Origin of the sequence: Xylanimonas sp. McL0601 (assembly GCF_049852175.1) — a bacterium.
Classification (GTDB): domain Bacteria; phylum Actinomycetota; class Actinomycetes; order Actinomycetales; family Cellulomonadaceae; genus Xylanimonas.
The window spans coordinates 1,668,709-1,690,589 of the sequence record NZ_CP187527.1 but is presented as its reverse complement, the minus strand read 5'-3'; the positions used below and the strand labels follow the sequence as shown (position 1 = coordinate 1,690,589).

The following is a 21,881-nucleotide window of genomic DNA, read 5'->3' as shown; positions in this document are numbered from 1 at the left end:
CGGCGCGCGTCCCTACAGTGAACGTCATGACCGACGTCGAGGAAGACGGCTACGCCGCAGCTCTGGGCAACGTCGTTGTTGCCGCCGCCACTCTGGAGAAGGTGGTCGCCGAGTTCCTGGTCTGCCTCGCCGCCGAGGCGGGCGAGGACCCCGATGAGGCACGAAAGATCATTCTGGGCGAGTCCGGCGGCCATCTGGTGAGGCGGCTCAATGACCGCAACCGACCTACGCTGGCCGCCCATGTGCAGGCACTCACCACCGATCGCAACCACCTGATCCATGGCGAGCCGTGGCCGTTCTATGAGGACGGCGGGATGACATGGCGCCAGTACCCACGGGGCAAGAACGGCGGCGAGGCCGTGTCTCGGTGGACGGTCGAGCAGCTCGACCAGCTCCGCTCCGACTTCTATCGACTCCGCGGCCGCCTATTCCGGGAAATCATGCAGTACCACGGCGGCGAGATGCCGCGCGCGTTCTCCATGGCGGGCAAGCCCGACGAACCGGCCCCGGCATCGCCCCGAACAACGTTCACGCCCGCATCGCAGAAGGACGTCGAGCTGCCCCACCGGCCGCCCCGCACGCCGGCCGAGTATGCCGCGCGGAAGGCGAAGCCGTCATAGGTCATGCCAGCTTTCATCGCGCGGCGGTAGGCGGTGAACGATGCGCCATCGACCCAGCGGAAGTTCCTACCTCGGGGTAGGAAACCCAGATGACAGTCGAAATCCTGTCCCCACACGTGCGCTCACCGGTGTGGTGGGGGCGCGCTAGGGGGATGAGCACTAACTCCGGGGGGCGCCGTTGGCGCAGATCGGACACACCCCCTGGGGTCACCACAGCCGTCGGTTCGGGGGCCCGTTCTCTTGGTTGCCGGCGGCGCCGAGTTACCCGCGGTTCCAGAACGACCACAGCGCGGCGATGGCGAAGAATGCCACGAGCGCTACCCCTCGGGACGGAGTGGACGCCTTCCAGGCTTCCAGGAACGAGACCTGGCGCCGGTCGCGGGTGCGAACGTCGTGCACGGCCATGACGACGTTGACCCCGATCGCGACGATGAGTAGCGCAGAGAGGAAGTCCACCGTCTGATCCTGGCCCTTCTCAGTTTCCGTGTGCTTGTGGGCGCGAGCTGACGCAGGTCGTCGGCGCGCCGCCGCACGTTACCGCACCGGACTCGTGGAGCGACGTCGTCGTGTCCCAACCGAGCGGCGATGGTGTTGGCGAACTACTCCCCACCACCGACAGTCAGCAGCGCGGTGCGCTCGGGGCGCACCAGCGCCTGGCCGAACCGGAACGTGCAGCGCAGCGCCATCGCGTGGTTGCGGAAGTACAGGTGCTCGGACGTGGCCGACGGCGGAGACGACGGCGGTGCGGTCCAGCACGACCAGCTTCCCGGCCGGGACGGCTGGCGTGCGGATCACCTCGATGCCCAGCAGGCGAGGTTCGGCGTCCTCGGTCCCGGCGCCCAGCAGCGACTCGGCCGACCCGTCGGCCGTCTTCACCTTCCGCAGCGCGGTCCAGGCGTCCGGGGCGGCCAGGATGTGGGTCGCCGTGCCGTGCGCCGCTCGATGGTGGCGACAGCGTCCACGAGCTCGTCGAGGTTGGCGCTGATCGACCCGGCGATGACCGGCATTCCGGCGTTGATGATGCCCGCCGGTGGGGTCACGCCGCCCACCGGGGCGGGCTCGTTGAGGAACGCCTCATCGGCCGGGCGGATCACCGCACGGCGCACCGAGTCGGCCAGGAGCTGGTCGCGTCCGGTCTGGCTCCACTGCTCCAGGCGGCCCACGACGCAAGACGTGGTCCGACAGAACCTGACGAATCACGACTTCCCCGTCATCGGCGACCGTCCGCTGGACTCGCTGCGGAACTCGGACATGACCGCGTTGGTGAAGCGCCTCGGGGGTCAAGCTCGCACCGGCGACCGTGTCGGTGACGTACCGGTGACGATCATGAAAGCCGCCGTCGTGGACCGGAAGATCGCGTCGTCCCCCTGTGCGGGAGTGCGGGTTCCGAAGCCGCGCACCACGAAGGTGACGCCATTACCGCCGGGGTTCGTGCGCGCGCTCGCGGACTCGATGCCGGACCGGTACCGGGCGCTCGTGCTGTTCACCGCCGCGACCGGGCTTCGCCAGTCCGAGGCGTTCGGCGTCACCGTGGACCGCATCGACTTTCTGCGTCGTCGCCTGACGGTGGACCGGCAGATGCTGTCCGTGTCGGGGAAGAAGCCGGAGTTCGCGCCGTTGAAGACGGGCGCGAGCCACCGCGACATTCCGTTGCCGCAGTTCGCGGTCAACGCCGTCGCCGAGCACCTGGCGAAGTACCCCGCCGGGGTGAGCGGCCATCTTCACCTTGCAGGTCGGGTCGCCGCTGCGCCGGTCAGCGTTTAGCGATCACTGGCAGAAGGCCGTCGCCGCCGCCCGACGCCTGTACGTCCTCCAGGACGTCGAGCTCGCGTGGCGCACCACAGCTCGTGTGTTCCTGGACGCCGAACCGGGCACCGGGGTCACGGCGGTCGCGCGGGCGTTGGAGGTGTCGCGAGACACGGCGAAGGCGTTGGTCCTGGAGGCGCGAGCCGCTGGGCTGCTCCCCACCGAGGGGGCCGACCACCTGGCGCGTGCGAAGGCGCGGACCGCGATCGGGAACGACCCGATGCCGGCACGGGTGGTGTTCCACGACCTACGGCACTTCTACTCGAGCTTGCTGATCCGGCACGCGGAGTCGGTGAAGACGGTGCAGGCGCGTCTCGGCCACGCCTCGGCGACCGAGATGCTGGACACGTACTCGCACCTGTGGCCGGACTCGGATGACCCGACCCGGAAGACCGTGGACCTCGTGATGGGCGCCCCGGTGTCCGCCTCTGACGGACAAATGACGGACAGCGGGGCCCTCGCCGGGGCGTTTGCCCAGGTGGGAAGCTAAAAAGCGGACGAGCCGGTCTGTACGCCGGGTTCTGTCCCCGCCCCCGGTTACCCAGGAACGGGTGACGGTCATCCATCTAGGCCCTACGTTGCCGCAGGGCTCGAGCGGTCTACCCGGGAGCTCGGGCGGGCCGCCCTCGAACGCTCCCTGTCTGACCTTGCTCCAGGTGGGGTTTACCGAGCCGCCCCTGTCACCAGGGGCGCTGGTGGTCTCTTGCACCACCGTTTCACCCTTACCGCCGTGACGGATCACGACGGCGGTCTGTTCTCTGTGGCACTGTCCCGCGGGTCACCCCGGGTGGCTGTTAGCCACCACCTTGCCCTTCGGAGCCCGGACGTTCCTCGGGACCCCGAAGGGCCACGCGACCGTCCGACCGACTCGTCCGCGCTGAGGAGTCTAGACGTCCACGCGGTATCCGAGCGCAAGCTCGTCTCCGGCGAGGCCGCGGATGCCCCAGTTCTCGCGCGGGCTCTCGAGGATCACGACCTCCACGTCGTCCGCCGTCAGCCCGAGCGCCGGCGCGACGTCGTCGTACATCGCCCAGACCAGCGCGCGCTTGGCGGCGAGCGAGCGCCCCGCGAAGCACACCACCTCGACCACGAGGTACGACGACGAGCGCGGCGCGACGAGGTCACCGTCGTCGAGCAGGAGGAAGCGGTGGAACCGCTTCTCCTCCGGGAGCTGCCACGTGCGGACCAGCGCAGCGTGGATCGCGTCGGAGATCTCGCCGCGGCGATCGGCCCAGACCGAGCGGTTGCCATAGACCTTGACCTGCACCATGACGCGGACAGTAGCCAACCCGCTCCAGTCCGGGCGAGGTGGTTTCGACAGGCTCAACCACCAGAGGTGTTGTCATCGAGTACTCGATGTCATACAGTACTTGGCGTGACACAAGCACCGCCCCTCAGCCCCGACGACGCGTTCGCCGCCGACCTGCTGCGCGGGCACACCGACACGATCGTGCTCGGCGCGCTGCGCACGGCTGACCGCTACGGCTTCGAGATCTACAAGGCCATCCGCGACGCGACGGGCGGCGACCACGAGATCAAGGAAGCGACCCTCTATGCCACCTACCGCCGCCTCGTGAAGGACGGCCTCGTCGAGGCCTACTGGGGCGACGAGTCGCAGGGCGGCCGCCGCAAGTACTACCGGATCACCGACGCCGGCCGAGCGGTGTACCGCTCCAACGTCGCGGCGTGGGTCGCCACGCGTGACGTCATCGACGCGCTCCTCGACACCCGATACGGCTCCCGCAAGGACACCCAGAAAGGCTCGGTCCGATGACCACCGTCCACCGCCTGCTCGACGAGGCGTTCGCCGGCGTGCCCCTCACCCCCGAGGTCGCCGACCTCAAGGAGGAGATCCGCGCCGGCCTGCTCGACCGCGCCGCCGAGCTCGAGGCCACGGGGCTCTCCGCCGACGAGGCCGCCCAGCGCGCGCTCGCCGAGCTCGGCGACGTCGACGCCCTGATCTCCGAGGTGACCGACAGCGACCGGCCCGCGATCCCGACGCCGACCGGCGAGGCCGCACCCGAGGCCCCGCGCCGCCGATCCGCATGGGCCGACTCCGAGGTCCTGATGGCGCAGCATCGGGTGCGCCCGAACCCGAGGTTCGTCGTCGCCCTCGTCCTCGCCTCTGTGGTCACCGCCGGAGCGATCGTCGGGTTCGCGCTCGCCGCGATCGCCGGCGCGGTCGCGCTGCCCGCCGCGCTCGCGGTCGTCGCCGGGCTCGCCGTCGGGTGGATCATCGGCAGCTCGCTCGCCCAGGAGACGACGACCAACCACCCGCTCCCCCGCTCTCGTGCCGCCCTCTGGGGCACGGCCGGCGCGCTCGTCACCACCGGGATCGGCCTCGGGCTGGTCGCGCTGCCCGCCTGGGGGCCGCCCAGCGCGGTGGCGTGGATCATCGTCGGCGGCCTCGCCGTCGTCGTCGGCGCCGCGATGTTCACGTGGCTGGGCGTCACGCAGACCAACCGCCGCAAGGCGTGGGCCCGCCAGATGGCGCACGACGTCGACGGCGACAACCGGTTCGCGCAGGACCCGGCCGCCGCCGCGCGGTTCGGGCTCTACACCGCCGTGATCTGGGTGATCGCGCTCGTCGCGACCGGCGTCCTCGGGTTCACGGTGGGCTGGCGCTGGTCCTGGCTCGCGCTCGTCGGGGGCTGGGCCGTGATGATGCTCCTCCTCGCCCAGATGCTGTTCGGCAACAAGACCAAGGACTGACAGGACAAGTCCCCGGGCGGCTGCCACCGCCCGGGGACCGCACCCGAGCCCGGCACACAGCCGGATCCGAGACGCACTCACAGACTACGGGTGGGCGCCGGGCTCTCTTCTTCACACCGCACAGAGAGGGAAGACCCGTGCCCGCCACGACTGCGCTGCCACAGCGCCACCGCACCCGACCCGGCCCGGCGATCGAGGTCGCCGGACTCACCAAGACGTACCGCACCCGCAAGCAGGAGGTCCGCGCGCTCGACGGCATCGACCTGGTGGTCGAGCCCGGCAGCGTCCTCGGACTGCTCGGCCCCAACGGGGCCGGCAAGTCCACGACCGTCCGCATCCTCGCCACGCTGTCGCGGCCCGACGCCGGCACTGCCCGCGTCGCAGGCCTCGACGTCCTGCACGACGGCGCCGCCGTTCGCCGCACGATCGGCTACGTCTCGCAGCAGCCCGTCACCCGCGTCCTGGACACGGGCCGGGAGAACCTCGTGCTCGCGGGGCGGCTCCAGGGCCTCTCGCGTCGCGACGCCCGTGCCCGGGCCGACGAGCTGCTCGAGCGCTTCGGCCTCACCGAGGCCGCCGACCGGCTCGTGCGCACGTACTCCGGCGGCATGTCCCGCAAGCTCGACGTCGCCGTCGGCCTCGTGCACCGCCCGGAGGTGCTGTTCCTCGACGAGCCGACCACCGGCCTCGACCCCAACGCGCGTACGGAGCTGTGGGCCGAGATCGAGCGCATGACCAACGGCGACGGCATGACCGTCCTGCTCACCACGCACTATCTCGACGAGGCCGACCGCCTCGCCGACCAGGTCGTCATCGTCGACCACGGCCGCGTCATCACGCGCGGCACGCCCGACGAGCTCAAGGACCAGCTGCACGGCGACGGGCTCACCGTCGACCTGCACGACGGCGTCGCCGCCACCCGCGCGGCCGCCGTGGCCGACGGCCTCGACGGACTCACCGAGATCGCCACCGACGGGCGCCGGCTGCGCGCCCGGGCGGCCTCCGGCGCGGCGTCGCTCCCCGTGCTGCTCGCGGCGCTCGACGTCGCCGGCGTCGCGGTGCAGGCGGCGGGCATCGCCCGCCCGACGCTCGACGACGTGTACCTGCGGCACACCGGCCGCACCTTCGAGGCCGGCGAGCTCGCCGACGCGACGCGAGAGGTGGTGGCGTCATGAGCGCGATCGTCCAGACCGGCCTGCTGGCCGCGCGTGCCGGCCGCGGCACGCTGCGCATCCCCGTCTTCGCCGTGATGAACCTGGTGCAGCCGCTGCTGTGGCTGCTGCTGTTCGGCCAGCTGTTCACGCGGGTCGTCGAAATCCCGGGCTTCTCCAGCGGCGGCGGCTCCTACCTCGAGTTCATCACACCGGGCGTCGTCATGATGACGGCCATGTTCGGCGCGGCCTGGGCGGGCACGGGGTTCGTGGAGGACGCCGAGCGCGGAGTCCTGGACCGGGAGCTCGCGTCGCCCGCGAGCCGCGGCGCCATGCAGGTGGCGAGCCTCGCCTGGTTCTCCGTGGTGTCGGTGGTCCAGGCGCTGTTCGTGCTGGGCGTCGCGTGGCTCTGCGGCGCCCGGTTCGACGGCGGCCTCACCGGCGTGCTCGTGATGCTGGTCGCCGTCGTGCTCCTGACCTGCGTGTTCGCGGCGCTCTCGAACGCCGTCGCGCTGCTCACCCGGCAGCAGCAGGCGCTCATCGGCGTCTCCCAGCTGCTGACCATCCCGCTGATGTTCCTCTCGTCGGCGGTCATGGACACGCAGCTGTCGGCGTCGTGGGTGGAGACGGCGGCGAAGTACAACCCGTTCGACTGGGCCGTCGTCGCCGGGCGCGAGGCGCTGTCCGGCGCGACGGATTGGGGCGTGGTGTGGGGGCGGCTCGGGCTGCTGGCGGCGCTCGTCGTCGTCATGACCTGGCTCGCGACCGGGGCGTTCCGCGCCTATCAGCGCTCGAGCTGACGGCTCGGGACCCGAGGAGGAGCACGGCGAACCGTAGGGTTTCGCCGTGCTCCTCCTGCTGCCGCCCTCCGAGGGCAAGACGCCCGCGCCCGCCGACGCCGCCCCGGTGGACCTGGCCGCGCTCACCGCGGCCGACGCCCTGACGGCGCAGCGCTCCGCGGTGCTGGCGGCGCTCGCCGAGGCGAGCGCGCGCCCCGGTGCGAGCGGCGTGCTCGGCGTCGGCGCCTCCCTCGTCGACGAGGTGGAGCGCAACACGCGCCTGCACGCCGAGCCGGCGGCACCGGCCGCGCACGTCTACAGCGGCGTCCTGTACGCGGCGGCAGGGCTGGCCGACGCGGTGGCCGACGTCGCCGCGGCTGCTCGCGCGGCCGAGTCCGTGCGCATCTTCTCCGGCCTGTGGGGCGCCGTCGCGCCCGGCGACCGCATCCCCGCCTACCGGCTGTCGATGGGCGTCGACCTGCCCGGGGTGGGCAAGCTCGCCGCCGCCTGGCGGGGGCCGCTGGGCGCCGCGCTGGACGCGCGGGCCGCGGGCGACGTCGTCGTCGACTGCCGCTCGGCCACGTACGTGGCCGCATGGAAGCCGCGCGCGGGCGCCTCGGAGTGGGTCACCGTCAGGGTGCTCCGGGACACGGACGGCACGCGGACCGTCGTCTCGCACAACGCGAAGCACACTCGTGGAGTGCTGACGGGCCACCTGCTGCGACGCGCGGGCGCCGCGCCGTCGAGCGCCACGGAGCTGCTCGACGCCGCGGGCGAGCTGGCCGGAACGGTCATCGGCACCGAGGTGGGCTCGGGCCTGAGCTACCGCCTGCTGGGGGCCAGCCTGCACGCGGCGAAGACCCGCACGGCACCGGCCACGCTGGAGCTCGTCATCGGCTGACACGCGGGTGCGGGGGCATGCTGGGGGCATGGCGTACGACCAGGGGCTTGCCGCGCGTGTGCGCGCGATCGTCAACGAACGGATCGGCGGTGGCGCACCGGCCGACGAGAAGCGCATGTTCGGCGGGCTGGCCTTCATGGTCAACACGCACATGGCGGTGGGCCTGCACAACGGTGGCGGGCTGATCATGCCCGTCGGCGCCGACGGCGAGCCCGCCGCGATCGAGCGTGGCGCCGTGCCCATGACGATGGGCGGCAGGAGCATGTCGGGCTGGGTCGTGGTCCCGGACGACGTCATCGCCGACGACGCCGAGCTGGCCTCGTGGGTCGAGTCCGGCGTCGCGGGCGCGCTCGCCAAGGAGCCCAAGAAGCCGGCCGGCAACCGTCAGGTCGGGTAGCCGACCGCCGCGACCTCGGTCATGCCCGGGAAGAAGCGCAGCACGGTCAGCGAGCACGGCGGGATCCGCAGGCGCGACCACGCCGAAGGTGGCGTGTCCAGGGCGCGCCCGACGACGGTGCGGATCATCGCCGCGTGCCCGGCCACCACCACGGTGCGGCCCGTCCCGGCGGCGCGCAGGTCCTCGATCGCACCGGCGACGCGCTCGCCGACCTGCTCGTAGGACTCCCCGCCCGGCGGCACGAACGTGCCCGTGCTGAACCAGCGCTCGAAGTCGCCGGGCCAGCGCTCCTCGACCTCGGCCGGAGTCAGCGACTCCCAGTCGCCGAACTCCATCTCGCGCAGCCGGTCGTCGACGGCCACGTGCAGGCCGAGGCGGCGCCCGACGGCGGCCGCGACCTCCTGCGTGCGGACCATCGGCGAGGACGCGATGTGGCTGGGGCGCGGCAGGTCGGCCCAGAGATCCTGCAGGCGGAAGACGGCGTCGGCGGCACGGGCGGCCTGGATGCGGCCCTGTGCGGTGAGCGGTGGGCCCGGGACATCGCCGCCGGACAGACCGCCGACCAGGGTCATCGGCGTGACGCCGTGGCGCACCAGCACGAGGTTGAGCGCGTCGGCCGGGTCGAGCGCCGAGAATGCGCCCGCCGGCCGCCAGGCCGGCTCGGCCGCGGCGGGGGCGCCGAGCGTCTCGCCCGGCTCGGCGACGGCGTGCCCGCCGCCGGTCCGGTAGTGGTCACGCGCGATGCCCCGCGACCGGGTGTCCATCGCCTCGTTCGCCAGCGCGTCCGCCGCGGAGTTGTGCGCCCGCGGCACCCACGTGTAGTCGACCTGCCCGGCGGGGAAGACGGCGCGCGCCTGGGCGGCAATGGCCCGCAGCCCGTCGTGCTTGATCTGCCACGCCCCGGTCATCTGCTCGACGACGAGGCGCGAGTCCATCCGCACGTGCACGCGCGCGTGCGGGTCGACGGCGTGCGCGGCGCGCAGGCCCTCGAGCAGACCGGTGTACTCGGCGACGTTGTTGGTGGTGACGCCCAGGAAGCCCGCGCGCTCGGCGAGCACGGCCCCGCTGGCGGCGTCGCGCACGAGCGCCCCGTACCCGCCCGGCCCGGGGTTGCCGCGAGACCCGCCGTCGGCCTCGACGACGAGCTCGCGGCCGCCCGAGGCTCCCATCAGACGGCGGACTCCGCGACGCGTACGAGGATGCGGCCGCACTCTTCGCAGCGCACCACCTGGTCGGCAGCGGCCGACCGGGCGGCCCCGAGGTCACCGGGGTTGAGCTCGAGCCCGCAACCCTCGCAGCGACCGCCGCGCAGGGCCGCGGCGCCGGTCCCGCCGAGACGGGTGCGGAGCTGGTCGTAGAGCTTCACGAGCGCGGCGTCGATCCCGCCGGCGGCGTCGGCGCGCTCGGCCGCGATGGCCGCGGCCTGACCGTCGATATCGGCGAACGCGGCGTCGCGTTCGGCCTCGGCGGCAACCTTGGCGCCGACGAGCTCCTGGTGTGCTGCCTCGACCTTGGCGAGGGCGTCCTGGTGCGCCTCGAGGCGCTCCATGACCTCAAGCTCGACCTCCTCGAGCGCGGCCTGGCGACGTGCGAGCGAGGCGAGCTCGTCGCTGACGGCGACCGAGTCCCGGGCGCTCAGGCCGCCGGAGTCGATCCGCTGCTGGTCCTTGGCCGCGCGGGCGACCACCTGCGCGACGTCGGCCTCGGACTTGGCGAGCTCGCGCTCGAGGTCGCTGACGGCGGTCCGCGAGTCGACGAGCGAGCCGTGCAGGTCGGCGATGTGCTTGTCGAGCTCGGCGACCTTGGCCAGCGTGGGGTGGGTGCGGCGGGAGTGGGCGAGCTGCTGGGCGCGTCTGTCGAGCGCCTGCAGGGACAGCAGCCGGAGCTGGTCCTCGGGGGCTGCAGTGGTCACCGCGGGTCCTTCCTGGCGTCTGTCATGGAGCTGTCACGGTCGTGGTCCACGGGTCGGTGACCCGGGTGGAGACCTTGCACGTCACCGTACCGTCCTCGCCGCGTGCTGCCAGCAGCGTGGTGACGCCCGCCGCGAGGTCCGTCGCCGCGTAGCGCAGCCACGGCCACTCGGAGGCGAAGTGCGCAGTGTCCACCAGGTAGGGGGTGCCGCGCTCGAACAGGGCGCGCTCGCGCAGCTCGGAGGCGGGGTGGTGGCGCAGGTCGGAGGTGACGTACACGTCGACGGCGGCGGACCGGACGGCGTCGAACAGAGAGTCGCCCGAGCCGCCGACGACGGCGGCGGTGCTCACGGGGGCGTCGAGGTCGCCCGCGACGCGAAGGCCCTGCGCGGTGGCGGGCAACGCCGCGGCGACGCGCCGCGCGAACTCGCCGAGGGTGGCGGGCTCGGCGAGGCGCCCCACGCGTCCGATCCCGGTCTCCGCACCCTCCGCGTGCGCGACGAGCGGCCCACGGTCGACGAGCCCGACGGCGTCGGCGAGCGCGTCCGCCACGCCGCGCGGTGCGGAGTCGGCGTTGGTGTGCGCGTTGTACAGCCCGACGCCGGCCGTGAGCAGGCGGTGCACCACGGAACCCTTGAACGTGGTGGCGGCGACGGAGTGCACGCCCTTGAGGAACAGCGGGTGGTGCGTGACGACCAGGTCGGCGCCCCACTCGAGCGCCTCGTCGACGACGGTCGCGACCGGGTCCACGGCGAAGAGCACCTTGCGGACCGGGGCGGCCGGGTCCCCCGCGATGAGGCCGACCGAGTCCCACCCCTCCGCGGTGGCGGGTGGGTACAGGCCCTCGAGGACGGCGACGACGTCTCCGAGCGTGGGTGCGGCTGTCATGGGGCCGACCATAAGTTCACTTGGCGTCGGCGTACGACTCGACCGTCGTGACCGTGAGGGGGAACTCGACCGGGGCGTCACCGAACAACAGGCGCCCCGCCTCGGCGGCTGCCTCGCGCAGCTCGCGCGCGACGTCGTCTGCCATCTCTGCGGGGGAGTGCACCACCACCTCGTCGTGGAGGAAGAACGCAAGGTGAGGCCGGCGCGCGAACACGTCGTCCGCTCCGGTGACGGAGCTCGTCGAGGTCGCCTCCCCCAGACCCCAGAGCCTCCGCCGCACCGAGGCCAGCCAGGCCAGCGCCCACTCCGCCGCCGTCCCCTGCACCACGAAGTTGCGCGTGAACCGGCCCCAGGACCGCGTGAACGACCGCGCCCGTGCGCCGTCGTCGGCGTCGTACGCGCCGGCCTGGACCTCGTCCCACGACTCCCCCGGCCGCGGCGACCCGCGTCCGAGCCAGGTGGAGACGACCTCGCCGCGCTCGCCCGCCCGGGCTGCCTCCTCGACCAGCGCGATCGCGCGCGGGAACGTCCGCGCAAGGCTGGGCAGCACCTGCGCGCTCGCGCCCGTGGTGCCGCCGTACATCGCCCCGAGCATGCCGACCTTGGCGAGCTCGCGCGTGGCCACGGCCCCCGAGGCGACGATGCCCGCGTACATGTCGCCGCCGCGCCCCGCGGCCGCCATCGCCTCGTCGCCGCTCATCGCGGCGAGCACGCGCGGCTCGAGCTGCGCGACATCCGCGACGACGAGCGTCCAGCCCGGGTCGGCGACGACGGCGCGGCGCACGTCCTTGGGCAGCTGCAGCGCTCCCCCGCCGACGCTCGACCACCTGCCGGTGACGACGCCGCCGACCACGTACTCGGACCGGAACCGGCCGTCGCGAACCCAGGTGTCGAGCCAGTTCCAGCCGTTGGCCGTGAGCAGCCGGCTCAGCTTCTTGTACACCAGCAGCGGGGCGATGACGGGGTGGTCGATCTCCTCGAGCTCCCACTTGCTCAGGCTCTTCGTCCCGACTCCGGCGTACTGCATCGCCTTGAGCAGGCTGGGGTGCGAGTCGGGGTTGAGGGCGGGCGGGGCGTCGAGGGCCTCCCGGATCTGGACCGCGAGCGCCTCGAGCCGCACGGGCCGCTGCCCGAGCGGCGGCCTCGGGCCGAGGCGCTCGGTGAGGATGGCGTCGTGCACGTCGGCGCGCCAGGGCAAGCCGGCGTGGTGCATCTCCGCGGCGACGAGGGCGCCTGCGGACTCGGCGGCGAGCAGGAAGCGCAGGCGGCCGGGGTCGCCGGCAGCGGCGACGGCCGCGTCCTGGGCGGCGAGCTCGGCGGCGGGGTCGAGGTCCTCGTGCTCCGGGTGCGCGGAGTGCGCCAGGTCGCCGAGGTCGAACAGCCCTTCAGGCGCGGGGCCGACGCCGGGGACGGGCGGCGGCGGCCCGGCCGGCGCCGGCTCGAGCCGGTCCCACGGCCCAGGCTGCGCCTGCGCGAACGGCGTCTGCGCGGTCAGCGGCGAGCGCCGCAGGATCATGTGCGCGAGCCGCAGGTCGTGCGCCCGCTCGACGCGCACGCCGGCGTCGAGCAGCGCGGGGTACCAGCGGTTGGTGTCGTCCCAGGTCCAGCGCGGTGCGGGGCGGCCGCCTTCGCCGTCGCGCACGACGCGGGCGAGCGCGGCCCCCCGCTCGCCGTCGCCGGCTAGAACACGATTCACGCCCTCATCCTTGCCGCTGCCCCCGACACCAGCGTTGCGGGACTCTGGGGCTCCGGATATCCGGGGTGTTAACCGGAGCCCCAGGGTCCCGTAACGCGCGGGGGCGCCGACTTTGGCGGCGGCGCCGATTGCGGCCGCGGCGCCGATTGCGGCCGCGGCGCCGACTGTCGCGGGGGCGAGGGTGTGAGTGAGCAGGAGGCCGCGAGGCCCGGCTGAGGGCCGGAGTCAGGCGCCCGTCGCCGCGACTGCCGTCGGGATCGGGACCTGGCCGCTCGTCAGCGCGAGGGTGCGCCCGACCGCACCGCCCGACAGGACGAGCTCCGCGACGACGGCCGCGACATCGGCGCGCGGCACCGTGCCGCGTGTGACGCGGTCGCCCGCGAGCGTGACCCGGCCGGTGCCCGGGGCGTCGGTGAACTGGCCTGGGCGAAGGATCGTCCAGTCGAGGTCGCTCTTGCGCAGGTCGTCCTCCGCCTGCGTCTTGGCGTCGAGGTACGCGGCCCAGACCGGCGTCGACCCGCCGGGTGCGGGCGCGCCCGCACCTTGCGTGGAGACCTGGATGAAGCGCCGCACGCCCGCTTCGCTCGCCGCCGCGGTGAGGAGGATCGCTCCGTCCCGGTCCACGGTGTACTTGCGCTCCGCGGTGCTGCCCGGGCCCGCGCCGGCGGAGAACACGACGGCGTCCGCATCCTTCAGCACCTCCGCGACGTCGGCGGTCTCGGCGTGCTCCAGGTCGATCACGACGCCGTTGCCGCCCGCCGCCTCGATGTCGGGCACGTGCGCGGGATTGCGGACCAGGCCGACGACGTCGTGCCCGCGCTCCGCGAGATACCGGGTCAGATGCAGCGCGACCTTGCCGTGGCCGCCTGCCACGACGACGCGCAGGCGGCGCGATTCACGGGTGGGCACGAGCCGACCTCCTTGTACGCACGCTCGGACGGTGCCGCCGAGTCGTCACCAGTCTTTCAGCGCCGCGGGGCACTGGCACGCGTTTGGCGAACATCGCGTCATCAGGCATCAGCGACCACCGCGAGCACCGCCTCGCCGTAGCGCTCGAGCTTGTTCTCGCCGACGCCGCTGATCGTCGCGAGCTTGTCGAGCGTTCCCGGCCGGGCGGCGGCGATCGCACGCAGGGTCGCATCGCCGAACACGATGTACGCGGGCTTGCCCTGCGCCTTCGCCTCGCCCCCGCGCCAGGCGCGCAACGCCTCGAACAGCGGGACGTCGGCCTCGGCGACGTCGGCCGCGGGGCTCGTCTTGCGCGACTTCGCGACCCGCGCGGCGCGCGCAGGTTCATGCCGCATCCGCACCTCGCGGCGTCGGGCCAGCACCTCCCCGCTCGCCTCGGTGAGCACGAGCGTGCCGTGCTCGCCCTCGACCGTAAGCAGGCCCTGCGCGAGGAGCTGCCGCACCACGGCCCGCCACTCCGGCTCGGCCAGGTCCGTCCCGACGCCGTACACGGAGAGCTCGTGGTGCCGGAACCGCCGGACCTTCTCGGTGTCCCGGCCCAGCAGGATGTCGACCACCTGCCCGACGCCGAAGCTCTGCCCCCGCTCGCGCGCGAGCCGCAGCACCGCGGACAGGACCTTCTGCGCGGCGACGGTGCCGTCCCAGGCCTCGGGCGGCGCGACGCAGGTGTCGCAGGAGCCGCAGTCGCCCGCGTGCTCCTCGCCGAAGTAGGCGAGCATCTGCGCCCGTCGGCACTCGACCGTCTCGCAGAGCGCGAGCATCGCGCCCAGGTGGGCGTTGAGGTTGCGCCGGTGCGCGGCGTCGCCGTCGGACGTCTCGATGAGGCGGCGCTGCTGCACGACATCGGCCAGCCCGTACGCGAGCCACGCCGTCGAGGGCAGGCCGTCACGGCCCGCGCGGCCGGTCTCCTGGTAGTAGCCCTCCACGGACTTGGGCAGGTCGAGGTGCGCGACGAACCGCACGTCGGGCTTGTCGATGCCCATGCCGAACGCGATGGTCGCGACCATGACGAGGCCGTCCTCGCGCAGGAACCTCGCCTGGTTCACTGCCCTGACCTGCGCGGGGAGGCCCGCGTGGTACGGCAGCGCCTCGATGCCGTTCTCGACCAACATGGCCGCCGTCTTCTCCACGGACGCGCGCGAGAGGCAGTAGACGATCCCCGCGTCGCCGACGTGCTCGGTGCGCAGCAGCTCCAGCAGCTGCCGCTCCGGGCGGTCCTTCGGGACGATCCGGTACTGGATGTTGGGGCGGTCGAAGCTGGAGACGAAGTGCCGGGCCCCGCCGAGGTCGAGCCGTTGGGCGATCTCCGTCCGCGTGGCCGCGGTGGCCGTCGCGGTGAGGGCGACGCGCGGCACGTCCGGCCAGCGCTGGTGCAGCATCGAGAGCTCGAGGTAGTCGGGCCGGAAGTCGTGGCCCCACTGAGACACACAGTGCGCTTCGTCGATGGCGAACAGCGCGATGTGCCCGCGGTCGAGCAGGTCGAGCATGGCCCGCGTCCGGAGCCCTTCGGGCGCGAGGTAGAGCAGGTCGAGGTCGCCGTCCTCGAACGCCCGCTCGACCGCGCGCCGCTGCTCGCCGTCGAGCGTCGAGTTGAGGAACGCCGCCCGCACGCCGAGCGCGGCGAGCGCGTCCACCTGATCCTGCATGAGGGCGATGAGCGGCGAGACGACGACGCCGGTGCCCGCGCGGACGAGCGCCGGGATCTGGTAGCAGAGCGACTTGCCGCCACCGGTCGGCATGAGCACGAGTGCGTCGCCACCGTCGATGACGGTGTCGATGATCGCGGCCTGCTCGCCACGGAAGGAGTCGTATCCGAAGACGCGGCGCAGCACGTCGAGCGCGGGGCTGGTCGTCGTCTCGATGGTCACGCGGGGAGCCTAGCGACCGGGTCCGACGACGGTCCGCGGTTGTCCCCAGATTGGTGCGTAGTCAGCGCCGCAGGACCAGCATCTCGTCCGCGCCGATCTGGAACTCGTACCCGACCTTGCGCACCTCGGCCGTACGCCCCTCGGTTCGCAGCTCCTCCAGGAGGGCGGGCAGGAACTCGACCGGCTCCCCCGCACCCTGCCGCACCAGCGGAAACACCCGCACCTCCGGCGCGACACGCAGCAGCTCCCGCAGCGCCGCACGGTGCCATTCGGCGTCGAACACGTCGGCCCACGTGAACAGCAGGTGCGAGCAGAGCGCGAGGTCGAACGCGTCGTCGTCGAACGGCAGCGCCGGCAGGCCGCCCACGACGTACGTCTCCGGGTGAGCCGCGAGGTCCGCGAGGAACGCGGAGCGCGCGTCGTCGCGCAGCGCCTGGCGCCGCTCGCGCGACCCGTACCAGCCCCAGGTGAACCGCGAGTCGTGCGCGTCGATGATCGCGACGCCGTCCGCGGCCGAGCGCTCCACCTCGAGCCGTAGGGCGTCGAGATCGGAATACACGGGATCGACGGCGGTGACGTCCCCGCCCGCCGCGTTGACCGCCGCGGCGAACCCCGCCGCCCCGGCGGAGCAGTCGAGTACCCGGCACGCGAGGTCTGCGGAGGTGAGCGCGAAGAACGCGCGGTACTCCTCCGGGTTGCGCGACGAGACGAGTATCGGAGCCGGTGTCGAGGACATGCGCGCACCGTAGCGGTGCGAAGGGTCCGGAGCGGCGCCGATTTTCCGGGCGACATTCCCCTACGCTCGGCGGATGCCTCTGAGCCTGGTGAGCCTGGTGAGCCTGGTGAGCCTGGTGAGCCTGGTGAGCCTGGTGAGCCTGGTGAGCCTGGACGACTGGACCGCCGACGACGTCGCCGCCGTCTAGCCGTTCACGCGCGGCAGGGAGGTCTCGGCCGACGCCGTCGAGCCGGGCGGGGCGTTCGTGGGGTACGGGTTCAAGGCGTCGCTGCTGCCCGTGCAGCAGGCGGTGCTGGCGTACTGCCTGGGCCTCGGCTGACCTACTTCGTCGCGTCGGCGACGGCCTGCGGCAGCGCGGCCGGGTCGGTCCAGGTGCCGTCCCAGCGCTTGCCGCCGATCTTGATGGTCGGGGTCCCCTGGAACGTGGGGTCGGCCGAGATCGCGCCGGTCGCCGAGTAGACCCACTGGCCGAACGTCCGGCGAGCCTCGCCCGAAGCGATGCCGGCGACGACGTCGGCTGGCACTCCGGCCTGCTCCGCGCGGTCGGCGAGCTGCTGGTTCGTGAGCCCCGGAGTCTGCTCCTCTGCCTGGCCGACGTATAGCGCCTCGTGGAAGTCGAGCCAGTGCCGAGGCGCCTTGTCCGCGACCCACGCCGACGCTGCCGCGGCGCGCGTCGAGTAACCCGTGCCCTGCGAGACTCGGTCGAGGATCGAGACCGGGAACATCACCACGTTGGCGGCGCCGTCCTGGATCAGCGACTCCAGGTTGGCCTGGTTCGCTTGCTCGAACATGCCGCAGTTGGGGCACATGTAGTCGAAGTAGACCGCAACCTCGGGCACGCCGTCGGTCGACGGGCCTCCGGCGGAGCGGTCGGTCCCGAGCGGGATGCCACCGTCGTCGCGCGCCGTCGAGGGCACGTCCGCGACCTGGCTGAGCGGGATCTCGTCGACCGGGTTCGCGGCGTCGGTGCGGTGGTCGCGGACGAACAGGAACGCCACGATCCCGACCAGAGCGAGCACGACGACGCCCAGCACGCTCATCGTCACGACGCGGGCGCGGCGGTCGGCCGCTTCCTGCTTCTTCTTCAGTGCCAGCGCCTCGGACAGCGCCGCCTCGCGGCGCTGCGCCTTGGTGAGGTTCGGGTTCGTCGTCGGCATCGTCGTCCCTCTGCTGCTCGGCCGGGTCCCTGCCCGGCCGGACAGCTGGCGCGAGGCTAGCGGCGCGGCGACCTGCACGCCAGACCTGGTCAGGCCTCCGCCACGACCTGCCGGGCGTCGTCGCGCAGCGTCGCCGCTTGCTCGCCGAGCGCCGGCATCAGTGCCTCCAGCTCTGCGAGCGTGCCGCGCGCGGACGCGACGTCTTCGCCCCGCACGGCCAGCTCCACGAGGTACGCGAGCGCCCGCGCACGGTCGTCCGGGCGTGTCAGCCGCGGCGCACCGCAGCGCCCCGCCAAGTGCCTTGCGCGCCTGCTTGACGTCGTCGTACGAGTCGGCGAGGACGAAGGAGCTCTCGAGCGCCTTGGCGAGGTTCCTGCCGCCCGACGACGTCCACGTGACGCGCTCGCCGTCACTCTCGACCGGCTCCCGCGCGACCCTGCTGACACGACCCAGTTCCCGGGCGGGTCGATGACGCTGAAGCCGCTGAGCCCGCCGTTGTTGGCGCGCTCGCGCGGCCGCGTGATGCGCGGGAAGCCGGAGACCGGAACCTTGCCGTGCAGCTCGCGCTTCCCTGAGCGAACCGTTCGTAGAGGGGCCGGGTCTCGACGACGGCGATCGCGCACGACGAGTGGCTCTCGGCCGGGTCCCACGGGTCCATGCCGTAGTAGTGCAGCGAGATCGTGCCCTGCTCGAGGATCACGTACGGGTGCGGGCGGATCTGCCTGTAGGTGCGCTCGAGGCCGGGCGCCGTCCAGAACGCGGCCATGGCGTCGACGTCGAGGCACGGGAGCATCGGCACCATGACGGCGGTGCTGGCGATGTCGTCGAACGTGGCCACCCGAGCGACGGTAGTCGTCGGTAAAGCCGGCCGCGGGCTGTTTGGAGGCGAGCCGGTGCGAGCGCTGTCGTCGCGGCGCTCCCTAGAATCGCCGGTCATGGGAGCTTGGGGCATCGGCCCGTTTGAGAACGACGGCGCCGCCGACCTGGTGGCAAACATCCGGCAAGGCCGTTTCACGTTCGAGAACATCATGTGGGCGTTCGAGGATCCTGCCTACGTCGACGTTGACGGCGGTCAGATCGCGGTCGCACTCGGCGCGTTGGTCCAAGCAACTCGCGGGCTCGCTGCGAACCCGGTTCCCGATCTTGACCTCGACGCGTTCTCGGACCAGTTGACGCCTGCGCGCGTCGAGTGGGTCCGTACCCAGATCGACCGTGTGACCGACGGTAGCCTTTCTTCGGAGTTGTATGAGTTGTGGGAGGAGGCGGACGAACTCGACCAATGGCTCGAGATCGCCCGCGCCGCGGCCCCGGCTTCGCCATGACGTTCGACGATCAGGTCTTCGTGTACTCGGTCGAGGACGGCCGCGCGAGCGGGTGGGTGGCGAGGATCGCCGTGCGAGCCGAGAGCCCCGCTGCCGCCCTCCGCATGCTGCGCGACGCCGGGCTGCGCAAGTCCCAGGTCCACGGCAACACCCGCCCGAGCGGGTCGATGTCACTGGCCGAGTTCGGCGAGGAGACGCTCGGGCCGCGGCGGATCTCCCGGAGCGCGCTCGACGACGGAGGCTGCACGCCGTGGGCTCCTGTGCCCGCGGGATTCCTTCTGAACTGGCGCGACTCCGGACAGGTCCAGCTTCACGACCCGATCGGTGGAAGCTACCGGCGCTGACAACCCGCGGGTTCTCGCCGTGCGCGTCGAACCTGCAGTCCTGCTCGGCCACGCTTTTGGCAGCGGGCCGTCATGCCGTCACCCTGTCAATGCCAGGTGAGCGCAGATCTGCGCCATCGACCCCGACTCCATGCCGCCAAGGAACCCCGTGCCGAACGACGACCAGACCCTCCTGCGCCCGCTCGCCCAGGAGTCGCTGCACACCACCGCACCGGCAGCCCCTCGGTCGAACGACCGCTTCACCTGGTCGATGTACCTGACCTTCGCGCTGTGGGGCTGGGTCCTGTACATGTTCGGCCCCGCTACTCAGCTGCTCGGCAGCGAGCGCGGGCTGTCGGACACGCTCATCGGACTGCACAGCACCGCCCTCGCCGTGGGTGCGTGCGCTGCGGGCCTCCTGCTCCCGCGTGTCGTCCCGGCGCTCGGGCGGCGCACCACGCTGCTGGTCAGCGGCGCGCTCATGGTCGCGGGCCTCGCCGTGTTCGTCGCGTCGCCGGCGCTCGTCCCGGGCCTGCTCGCCGTCGTCGTCATGTCGACGGGCGGCACCCTCGGGATCGGTGCCGGGACCGCCGGCCTGGCCCTTCACCACGGCCCGCGCGCAGGCGCGACCTTGACCGTGGGCAACGGGCTGGGCACGGTCGCCGGAGTCATGGGACCGCTCGTCCTGGGCGCCGCCGTCGCCGCCGGGTTCGGGTGGCGCGCCGGCCTGCTCACGGCCGTGCCGCTCGCGGGCGCCGCGCTCTTCGTCTGGGCGCGCATCCCCGCGGGTGACCGCGCGCCGCGCGTCGCCGTCAAGCACGGCGACGCTCCGGCCCGCGAGCGTCTCACGCTGGGCCTCGACGGCTGGCTGCTGCTCGTCGCAGCGCTTGCCGGGACCGCGGTCGAGTTCGCGACGACGTTCTGGGCGGCGTCGCTGATCCAGGAGGCCACGGGAGCGTCCGTGGGGGTCGCTACCGGGAGCATCGCGGGCTTCGTCGGGGGTATGGCGCTCATCCGACTGATCTCCGGGCCTGCCACCCGCCGCTGGCCGGCTCGGTGGCTGGTCGCCGGGTCCTTCGTCGCCGCCGCGGCGGGCTGGGCCGTCCTCTGGACCGCTCAGTCGCCTGCGGTCGCGATCGCCGGGCTGGTCCTCGCGGGGCTCGGGGTGGGGCTGCTCTGGCCTTTGTGCGGCGCCATGTTCCTGGCGACCGCCCGTGGCCCCGTCGACTCCGCGCAGTCCGTGATGATGGTGGCGTCCTCGGTCGCGGTCGGCGTCGTGCCCTTCCTGCTCGGCGCGCTTGCCGACCAGGCCGGCGTGCACACCGCGTTCCTGATCATCCCGGTGTTCGTCGTGCTCGGCATCGCCGGCGTCCTGCTGGGGTCGCGGGCTCGCCGCTGATCACAGCGCCGTCGGCAGCTGCGTCGTCAGCAGGCCGGCGTCGGCGAGGAACCGCTCGAGCGCGATGGTCGCGAGCCCGGCCGCGACCGAGTTCCCCCGCACCGTGGACACCTCGAGCGCCATGTCGGCGGCCGAGCGGCCCGGCGCCTGGTCGACGAGGTGCGCCCGTGTGGCGGGCAGCAGGTGCTCCCCGAGCAGCCACGTCGTCCAGCCGGTCAGCGTCACGACCTCCGGGTTGACCACGGCGACCAGGTCCGCGATCGCAGAGCCGAGGTAGTACGCGGTGCGCGCGATCGTCTCCTGGACCGCCTTGTCCCCGCCCGACGGCGCGTCCGCGCGCCCGGCCGCCGCGGCCAGCGCGGCGATGAAGTCGGGCTGGGTGTCCACGTCGACCAGCGGGTGGTCCGGGGCGATCTCGCGGAGGGTCTCCTGGATCCCGGGCGCCCCGACGTACGCCTCGACGCAGCCGCGCCGACCGCACCGGCACTCGCGTCCGTCGAGGACGAGGAGCGAGTGCCCCCACTCCCCGGCAGAGTTCGTGGCGCCGCGCAGGATCCGCCCCTCGAGCACGATGCCCGCGCCCACGCCGGTGCCGAGGTTGATGGTCACGAGGCTCGAGCACTCGCGGCCCCGCCCGAACCAGAGCTCGGCGGTCGCGATGGCCCGCAGCGGGTTGTCGACGACGAGCGGCAACCCCACCCGGTCGCGCAGCCTGTCGAGCTCGACGCGGTGCCAGCCCCAGTGCGGCACGACGACGGACGGCCCGGACGCCCCCTGCACCACGCCCGGCAGCGCGACGCCGACACCGAGCACGTCGGCGCGAGCCGTCCCCGTGGTGGCCAGCAGCGCGTCGACCACCCGGCCGATGCCCTCGACGACGACGATCGGGGCAACCTCGTGCTCGTCCCGCGGCTCCTCGAGGGAGCCCACCTGGTTCAGGGCGGCGTCGAACATGATGGCGCGCACGTAGGTCTCGGCGACGTCGATGCCGACGACACGGCCGCGGGAGGCGTTCATCGCGAGCGTCGCCGTCGGGCGCCCGACCCGCCCCACGGTCAGCCGCGTCTCCGCGACGATCCCCTCGGCCATCAGCTCGCCCATCACCGTCGCGACCGTCGCGGGGCTGAGCCCGGTGGACCGGGCCACCTCGTTGCGGGTGGTCTCACCCGCCGAGAGCACGGCGTGGATGACGTCGAGCCGGGACTCGCTGCGGATGTCGCGGGACGTCCGCCTGGGCACTGCCATGC

General features: G+C 73.0%; 25 protein-coding genes and 1 other RNA gene. 12 read left to right on the top strand and 14 right to left on the bottom strand.

All coding sequences use genetic code 11. The features are described 5' to 3' along the window. Window positions 1-26: 26 nt before the first annotated feature. Complete coding sequence (locus ACO4JP_RS07745) at window positions 27-620, top strand: hypothetical protein (protein WP_425956799.1); 594 nt, start codon at window positions 27-29, stop codon at window positions 618-620. A 261-nt stretch (window positions 621-881) separates the two neighbouring features. Here the strand turns inward: ACO4JP_RS07745 and ACO4JP_RS07740 are convergent, their stop codons facing one another. Continuing rightward, window positions 882-1,076, bottom strand: a complete 195-nt coding sequence (locus ACO4JP_RS07740) for a hypothetical protein (protein WP_425956798.1) — start codon at window positions 1,074-1,076, stop codon at window positions 882-884. Window positions 1,077-1,337: 261 nt separating this feature from the next. Here ACO4JP_RS07740 and ACO4JP_RS07735 point away from each other — a divergent pair, with 261 nt between their 5' ends. Both ACO4JP_RS07735 and ACO4JP_RS07730 read left to right on the top strand, forming a co-directional pair. After that, complete coding sequence (locus ACO4JP_RS07735; RefSeq protein WP_425956797.1) at window positions 1,338-2,384, top strand: hypothetical protein; 1,047 nt, start codon at window positions 1,338-1,340, stop codon at window positions 2,382-2,384. After that, complete coding sequence (locus tag ACO4JP_RS07730; protein ID WP_425956796.1) at window positions 2,347-2,916, top strand: tyrosine-type recombinase/integrase; 570 nt, start codon at window positions 2,347-2,349, stop codon at window positions 2,914-2,916. The genes ACO4JP_RS07735 and ACO4JP_RS07730 overlap by 38 nt, the downstream gene beginning before the upstream one ends. Before the next feature lie 4 nt (window positions 2,917-2,920). Here ACO4JP_RS07730 and rnpB read toward each other — a convergent pair. Together rnpB and ACO4JP_RS07720 are read right to left on the bottom strand one after the other, a co-directional pair. Then, window positions 2,921-3,297: RNase P RNA component class A (rnpB, locus tag ACO4JP_RS07725), an RNA gene on the bottom strand. 15 nt (window positions 3,298-3,312) lie between these two features. Then, complete coding sequence (locus ACO4JP_RS07720; RefSeq protein ID WP_425956795.1) at window positions 3,313-3,696, bottom strand: tautomerase family protein; 384 nt, start codon at window positions 3,694-3,696, stop codon at window positions 3,313-3,315. A gap of 105 nt (window positions 3,697-3,801) precedes the next feature. Here ACO4JP_RS07720 and ACO4JP_RS07715 point away from each other — a divergent pair, with 105 nt between their 5' ends. From ACO4JP_RS07715 to ACO4JP_RS07690, 6 genes are all read left to right on the top strand, one after another. Then, window positions 3,802-4,200: a PadR family transcriptional regulator gene (locus ACO4JP_RS07715; RefSeq protein WP_425956794.1), complete on the top strand. Its 399-nt coding sequence runs from the start codon at window positions 3,802-3,804 to the stop codon at window positions 4,198-4,200. After that, window positions 4,197-5,138, top strand: coding sequence for a permease prefix domain 1-containing protein (locus ACO4JP_RS07710; protein ID WP_425956793.1), 942 nt, complete (start codon window positions 4,197-4,199; stop codon window positions 5,136-5,138). Before ACO4JP_RS07715 ends, ACO4JP_RS07710 begins: the two co-directional genes overlap by 4 nt. A gap of 137 nt (window positions 5,139-5,275) precedes the next feature. Then, window positions 5,276-6,313, top strand: a complete 1,038-nt coding sequence (locus tag ACO4JP_RS07705; RefSeq protein WP_425956792.1) for an ABC transporter ATP-binding protein — start codon at window positions 5,276-5,278, stop codon at window positions 6,311-6,313. Then, a complete protein-coding gene (locus tag ACO4JP_RS07700) occupies window positions 6,310-7,089 on the top strand; it encodes an ABC transporter permease (RefSeq protein ID WP_425956791.1) in 780 nt (259 codons plus the stop codon). Before ACO4JP_RS07705 ends, ACO4JP_RS07700 begins: the two co-directional genes overlap by 4 nt. Before the next feature lie 46 nt (window positions 7,090-7,135). Then, a complete protein-coding gene (locus ACO4JP_RS07695; RefSeq protein ID WP_425956790.1) occupies window positions 7,136-7,969 on the top strand; it encodes a YaaA family protein in 834 nt (277 codons plus the stop codon). 28 nt (window positions 7,970-7,997) lie between these two features. Continuing rightward, window positions 7,998-8,366 carry a TfoX/Sxy family protein gene (locus ACO4JP_RS07690; RefSeq protein ID WP_425956789.1) on the top strand — a complete coding sequence of 123 codons (369 nt, stop codon included), beginning with the start codon at window positions 7,998-8,000 and terminating at the stop codon, window positions 8,364-8,366. Here ACO4JP_RS07690 and ACO4JP_RS07685 read toward each other — a convergent pair. From ACO4JP_RS07685 to ACO4JP_RS07640, 10 genes are all read right to left on the bottom strand, one after another. Beyond that, window positions 8,354-9,535: a bifunctional RNase H/acid phosphatase gene (locus tag ACO4JP_RS07685; protein WP_425956788.1), complete on the bottom strand. Its 1,182-nt coding sequence runs from the start codon at window positions 9,533-9,535 to the stop codon at window positions 8,354-8,356. The genes ACO4JP_RS07690 and ACO4JP_RS07685 overlap by 13 nt on opposite strands. After that, a complete protein-coding gene (locus ACO4JP_RS07680; protein WP_425956787.1) occupies window positions 9,535-10,278 on the bottom strand; it encodes a zinc ribbon domain-containing protein in 744 nt (247 codons plus the stop codon). Before ACO4JP_RS07680 ends, ACO4JP_RS07685 begins: the two co-directional genes overlap by 1 nt. A 22-nt stretch (window positions 10,279-10,300) precedes the next feature. Further along, window positions 10,301-11,164 carry a Nif3-like dinuclear metal center hexameric protein gene (locus tag ACO4JP_RS07675; RefSeq protein ID WP_425956786.1) on the bottom strand — a complete coding sequence of 288 codons (864 nt, stop codon included), beginning with the start codon at window positions 11,162-11,164 and terminating at the stop codon, window positions 10,301-10,303. Between the two features lie 16 nt (window positions 11,165-11,180). Then, window positions 11,181-12,860: a bifunctional 3'-5' exonuclease/DNA polymerase gene (locus ACO4JP_RS07670; RefSeq protein ID WP_425956785.1), complete on the bottom strand. Its 1,680-nt coding sequence runs from the start codon at window positions 12,858-12,860 to the stop codon at window positions 11,181-11,183. Window positions 12,861-13,085: 225 nt separating this feature from the next. Then, on the bottom strand, window positions 13,086-13,769 hold the full coding sequence (locus tag ACO4JP_RS07665; protein ID WP_425956784.1) for an SDR family oxidoreductase: 684 nt from the start codon (window positions 13,767-13,769) through the stop codon (window positions 13,086-13,088). Window positions 13,770-13,870: 101 nt separating this feature from the next. Further along, complete coding sequence (recQ, locus tag ACO4JP_RS07660) at window positions 13,871-15,697, bottom strand: DNA helicase RecQ (RefSeq protein WP_425956783.1); 1,827 nt, start codon at window positions 15,695-15,697, stop codon at window positions 13,871-13,873. 61 nt (window positions 15,698-15,758) lie between these two features. Further along, window positions 15,759-16,433, bottom strand: coding sequence for a hypothetical protein (locus ACO4JP_RS07655; RefSeq protein ID WP_425956782.1), 675 nt, complete (start codon window positions 16,431-16,433; stop codon window positions 15,759-15,761). Window positions 16,434-16,753: 320 nt separating this feature from the next. Next, complete coding sequence (locus ACO4JP_RS07650; RefSeq protein ID WP_425956781.1) at window positions 16,754-17,590, bottom strand: DsbA family protein; 837 nt, start codon at window positions 17,588-17,590, stop codon at window positions 16,754-16,756. An 89-nt stretch (window positions 17,591-17,679) separates the two neighbouring features. Then, on the bottom strand, window positions 17,680-17,805 hold the full coding sequence (locus ACO4JP_RS07645) for a hypothetical protein (protein WP_425956780.1): 126 nt from the start codon (window positions 17,803-17,805) through the stop codon (window positions 17,680-17,682). Between the two features lie 194 nt (window positions 17,806-17,999). Next, entirely contained in the window at window positions 18,000-18,428 is a 429-nt protein-coding gene (locus ACO4JP_RS07640; RefSeq protein ID WP_425956779.1) for a hypothetical protein, read from the bottom strand. On the opposite strand from ACO4JP_RS07640, the gene ACO4JP_RS07635 reads away from it, so the two are divergent. The 3 genes from ACO4JP_RS07635 to ACO4JP_RS07625 all read left to right on the top strand — a co-directional run bounded on the left by ACO4JP_RS07635 (window position 18,391) and on the right by ACO4JP_RS07625 (window position 20,634). After that, window positions 18,391-18,912: a DUF4259 domain-containing protein gene (locus ACO4JP_RS07635; RefSeq protein ID WP_425956778.1), complete on the top strand. Its 522-nt coding sequence runs from the start codon at window positions 18,391-18,393 to the stop codon at window positions 18,910-18,912. The genes ACO4JP_RS07640 and ACO4JP_RS07635 overlap by 38 nt on opposite strands. Beyond that, entirely contained in the window at window positions 18,909-19,256 is a 348-nt protein-coding gene (locus tag ACO4JP_RS07630) for a hypothetical protein (RefSeq protein ID WP_425956777.1), read from the top strand. The genes ACO4JP_RS07635 and ACO4JP_RS07630 overlap by 4 nt, the downstream gene beginning before the upstream one ends. Before the next feature lie 148 nt (window positions 19,257-19,404). Continuing rightward, entirely contained in the window at window positions 19,405-20,634 is a 1,230-nt protein-coding gene (locus ACO4JP_RS07625) for an MFS transporter (RefSeq protein WP_425956776.1), read from the top strand. Here the strand turns inward: ACO4JP_RS07625 and ACO4JP_RS07620 are convergent, their stop codons facing one another. Then, window positions 20,635-21,879, bottom strand: coding sequence for an ROK family protein (locus ACO4JP_RS07620; protein WP_425956775.1), 1,245 nt, complete (start codon window positions 21,877-21,879; stop codon window positions 20,635-20,637). It abuts the gene before it with no gap. Window positions 21,880-21,881: the final 2 nt, after the last annotated feature.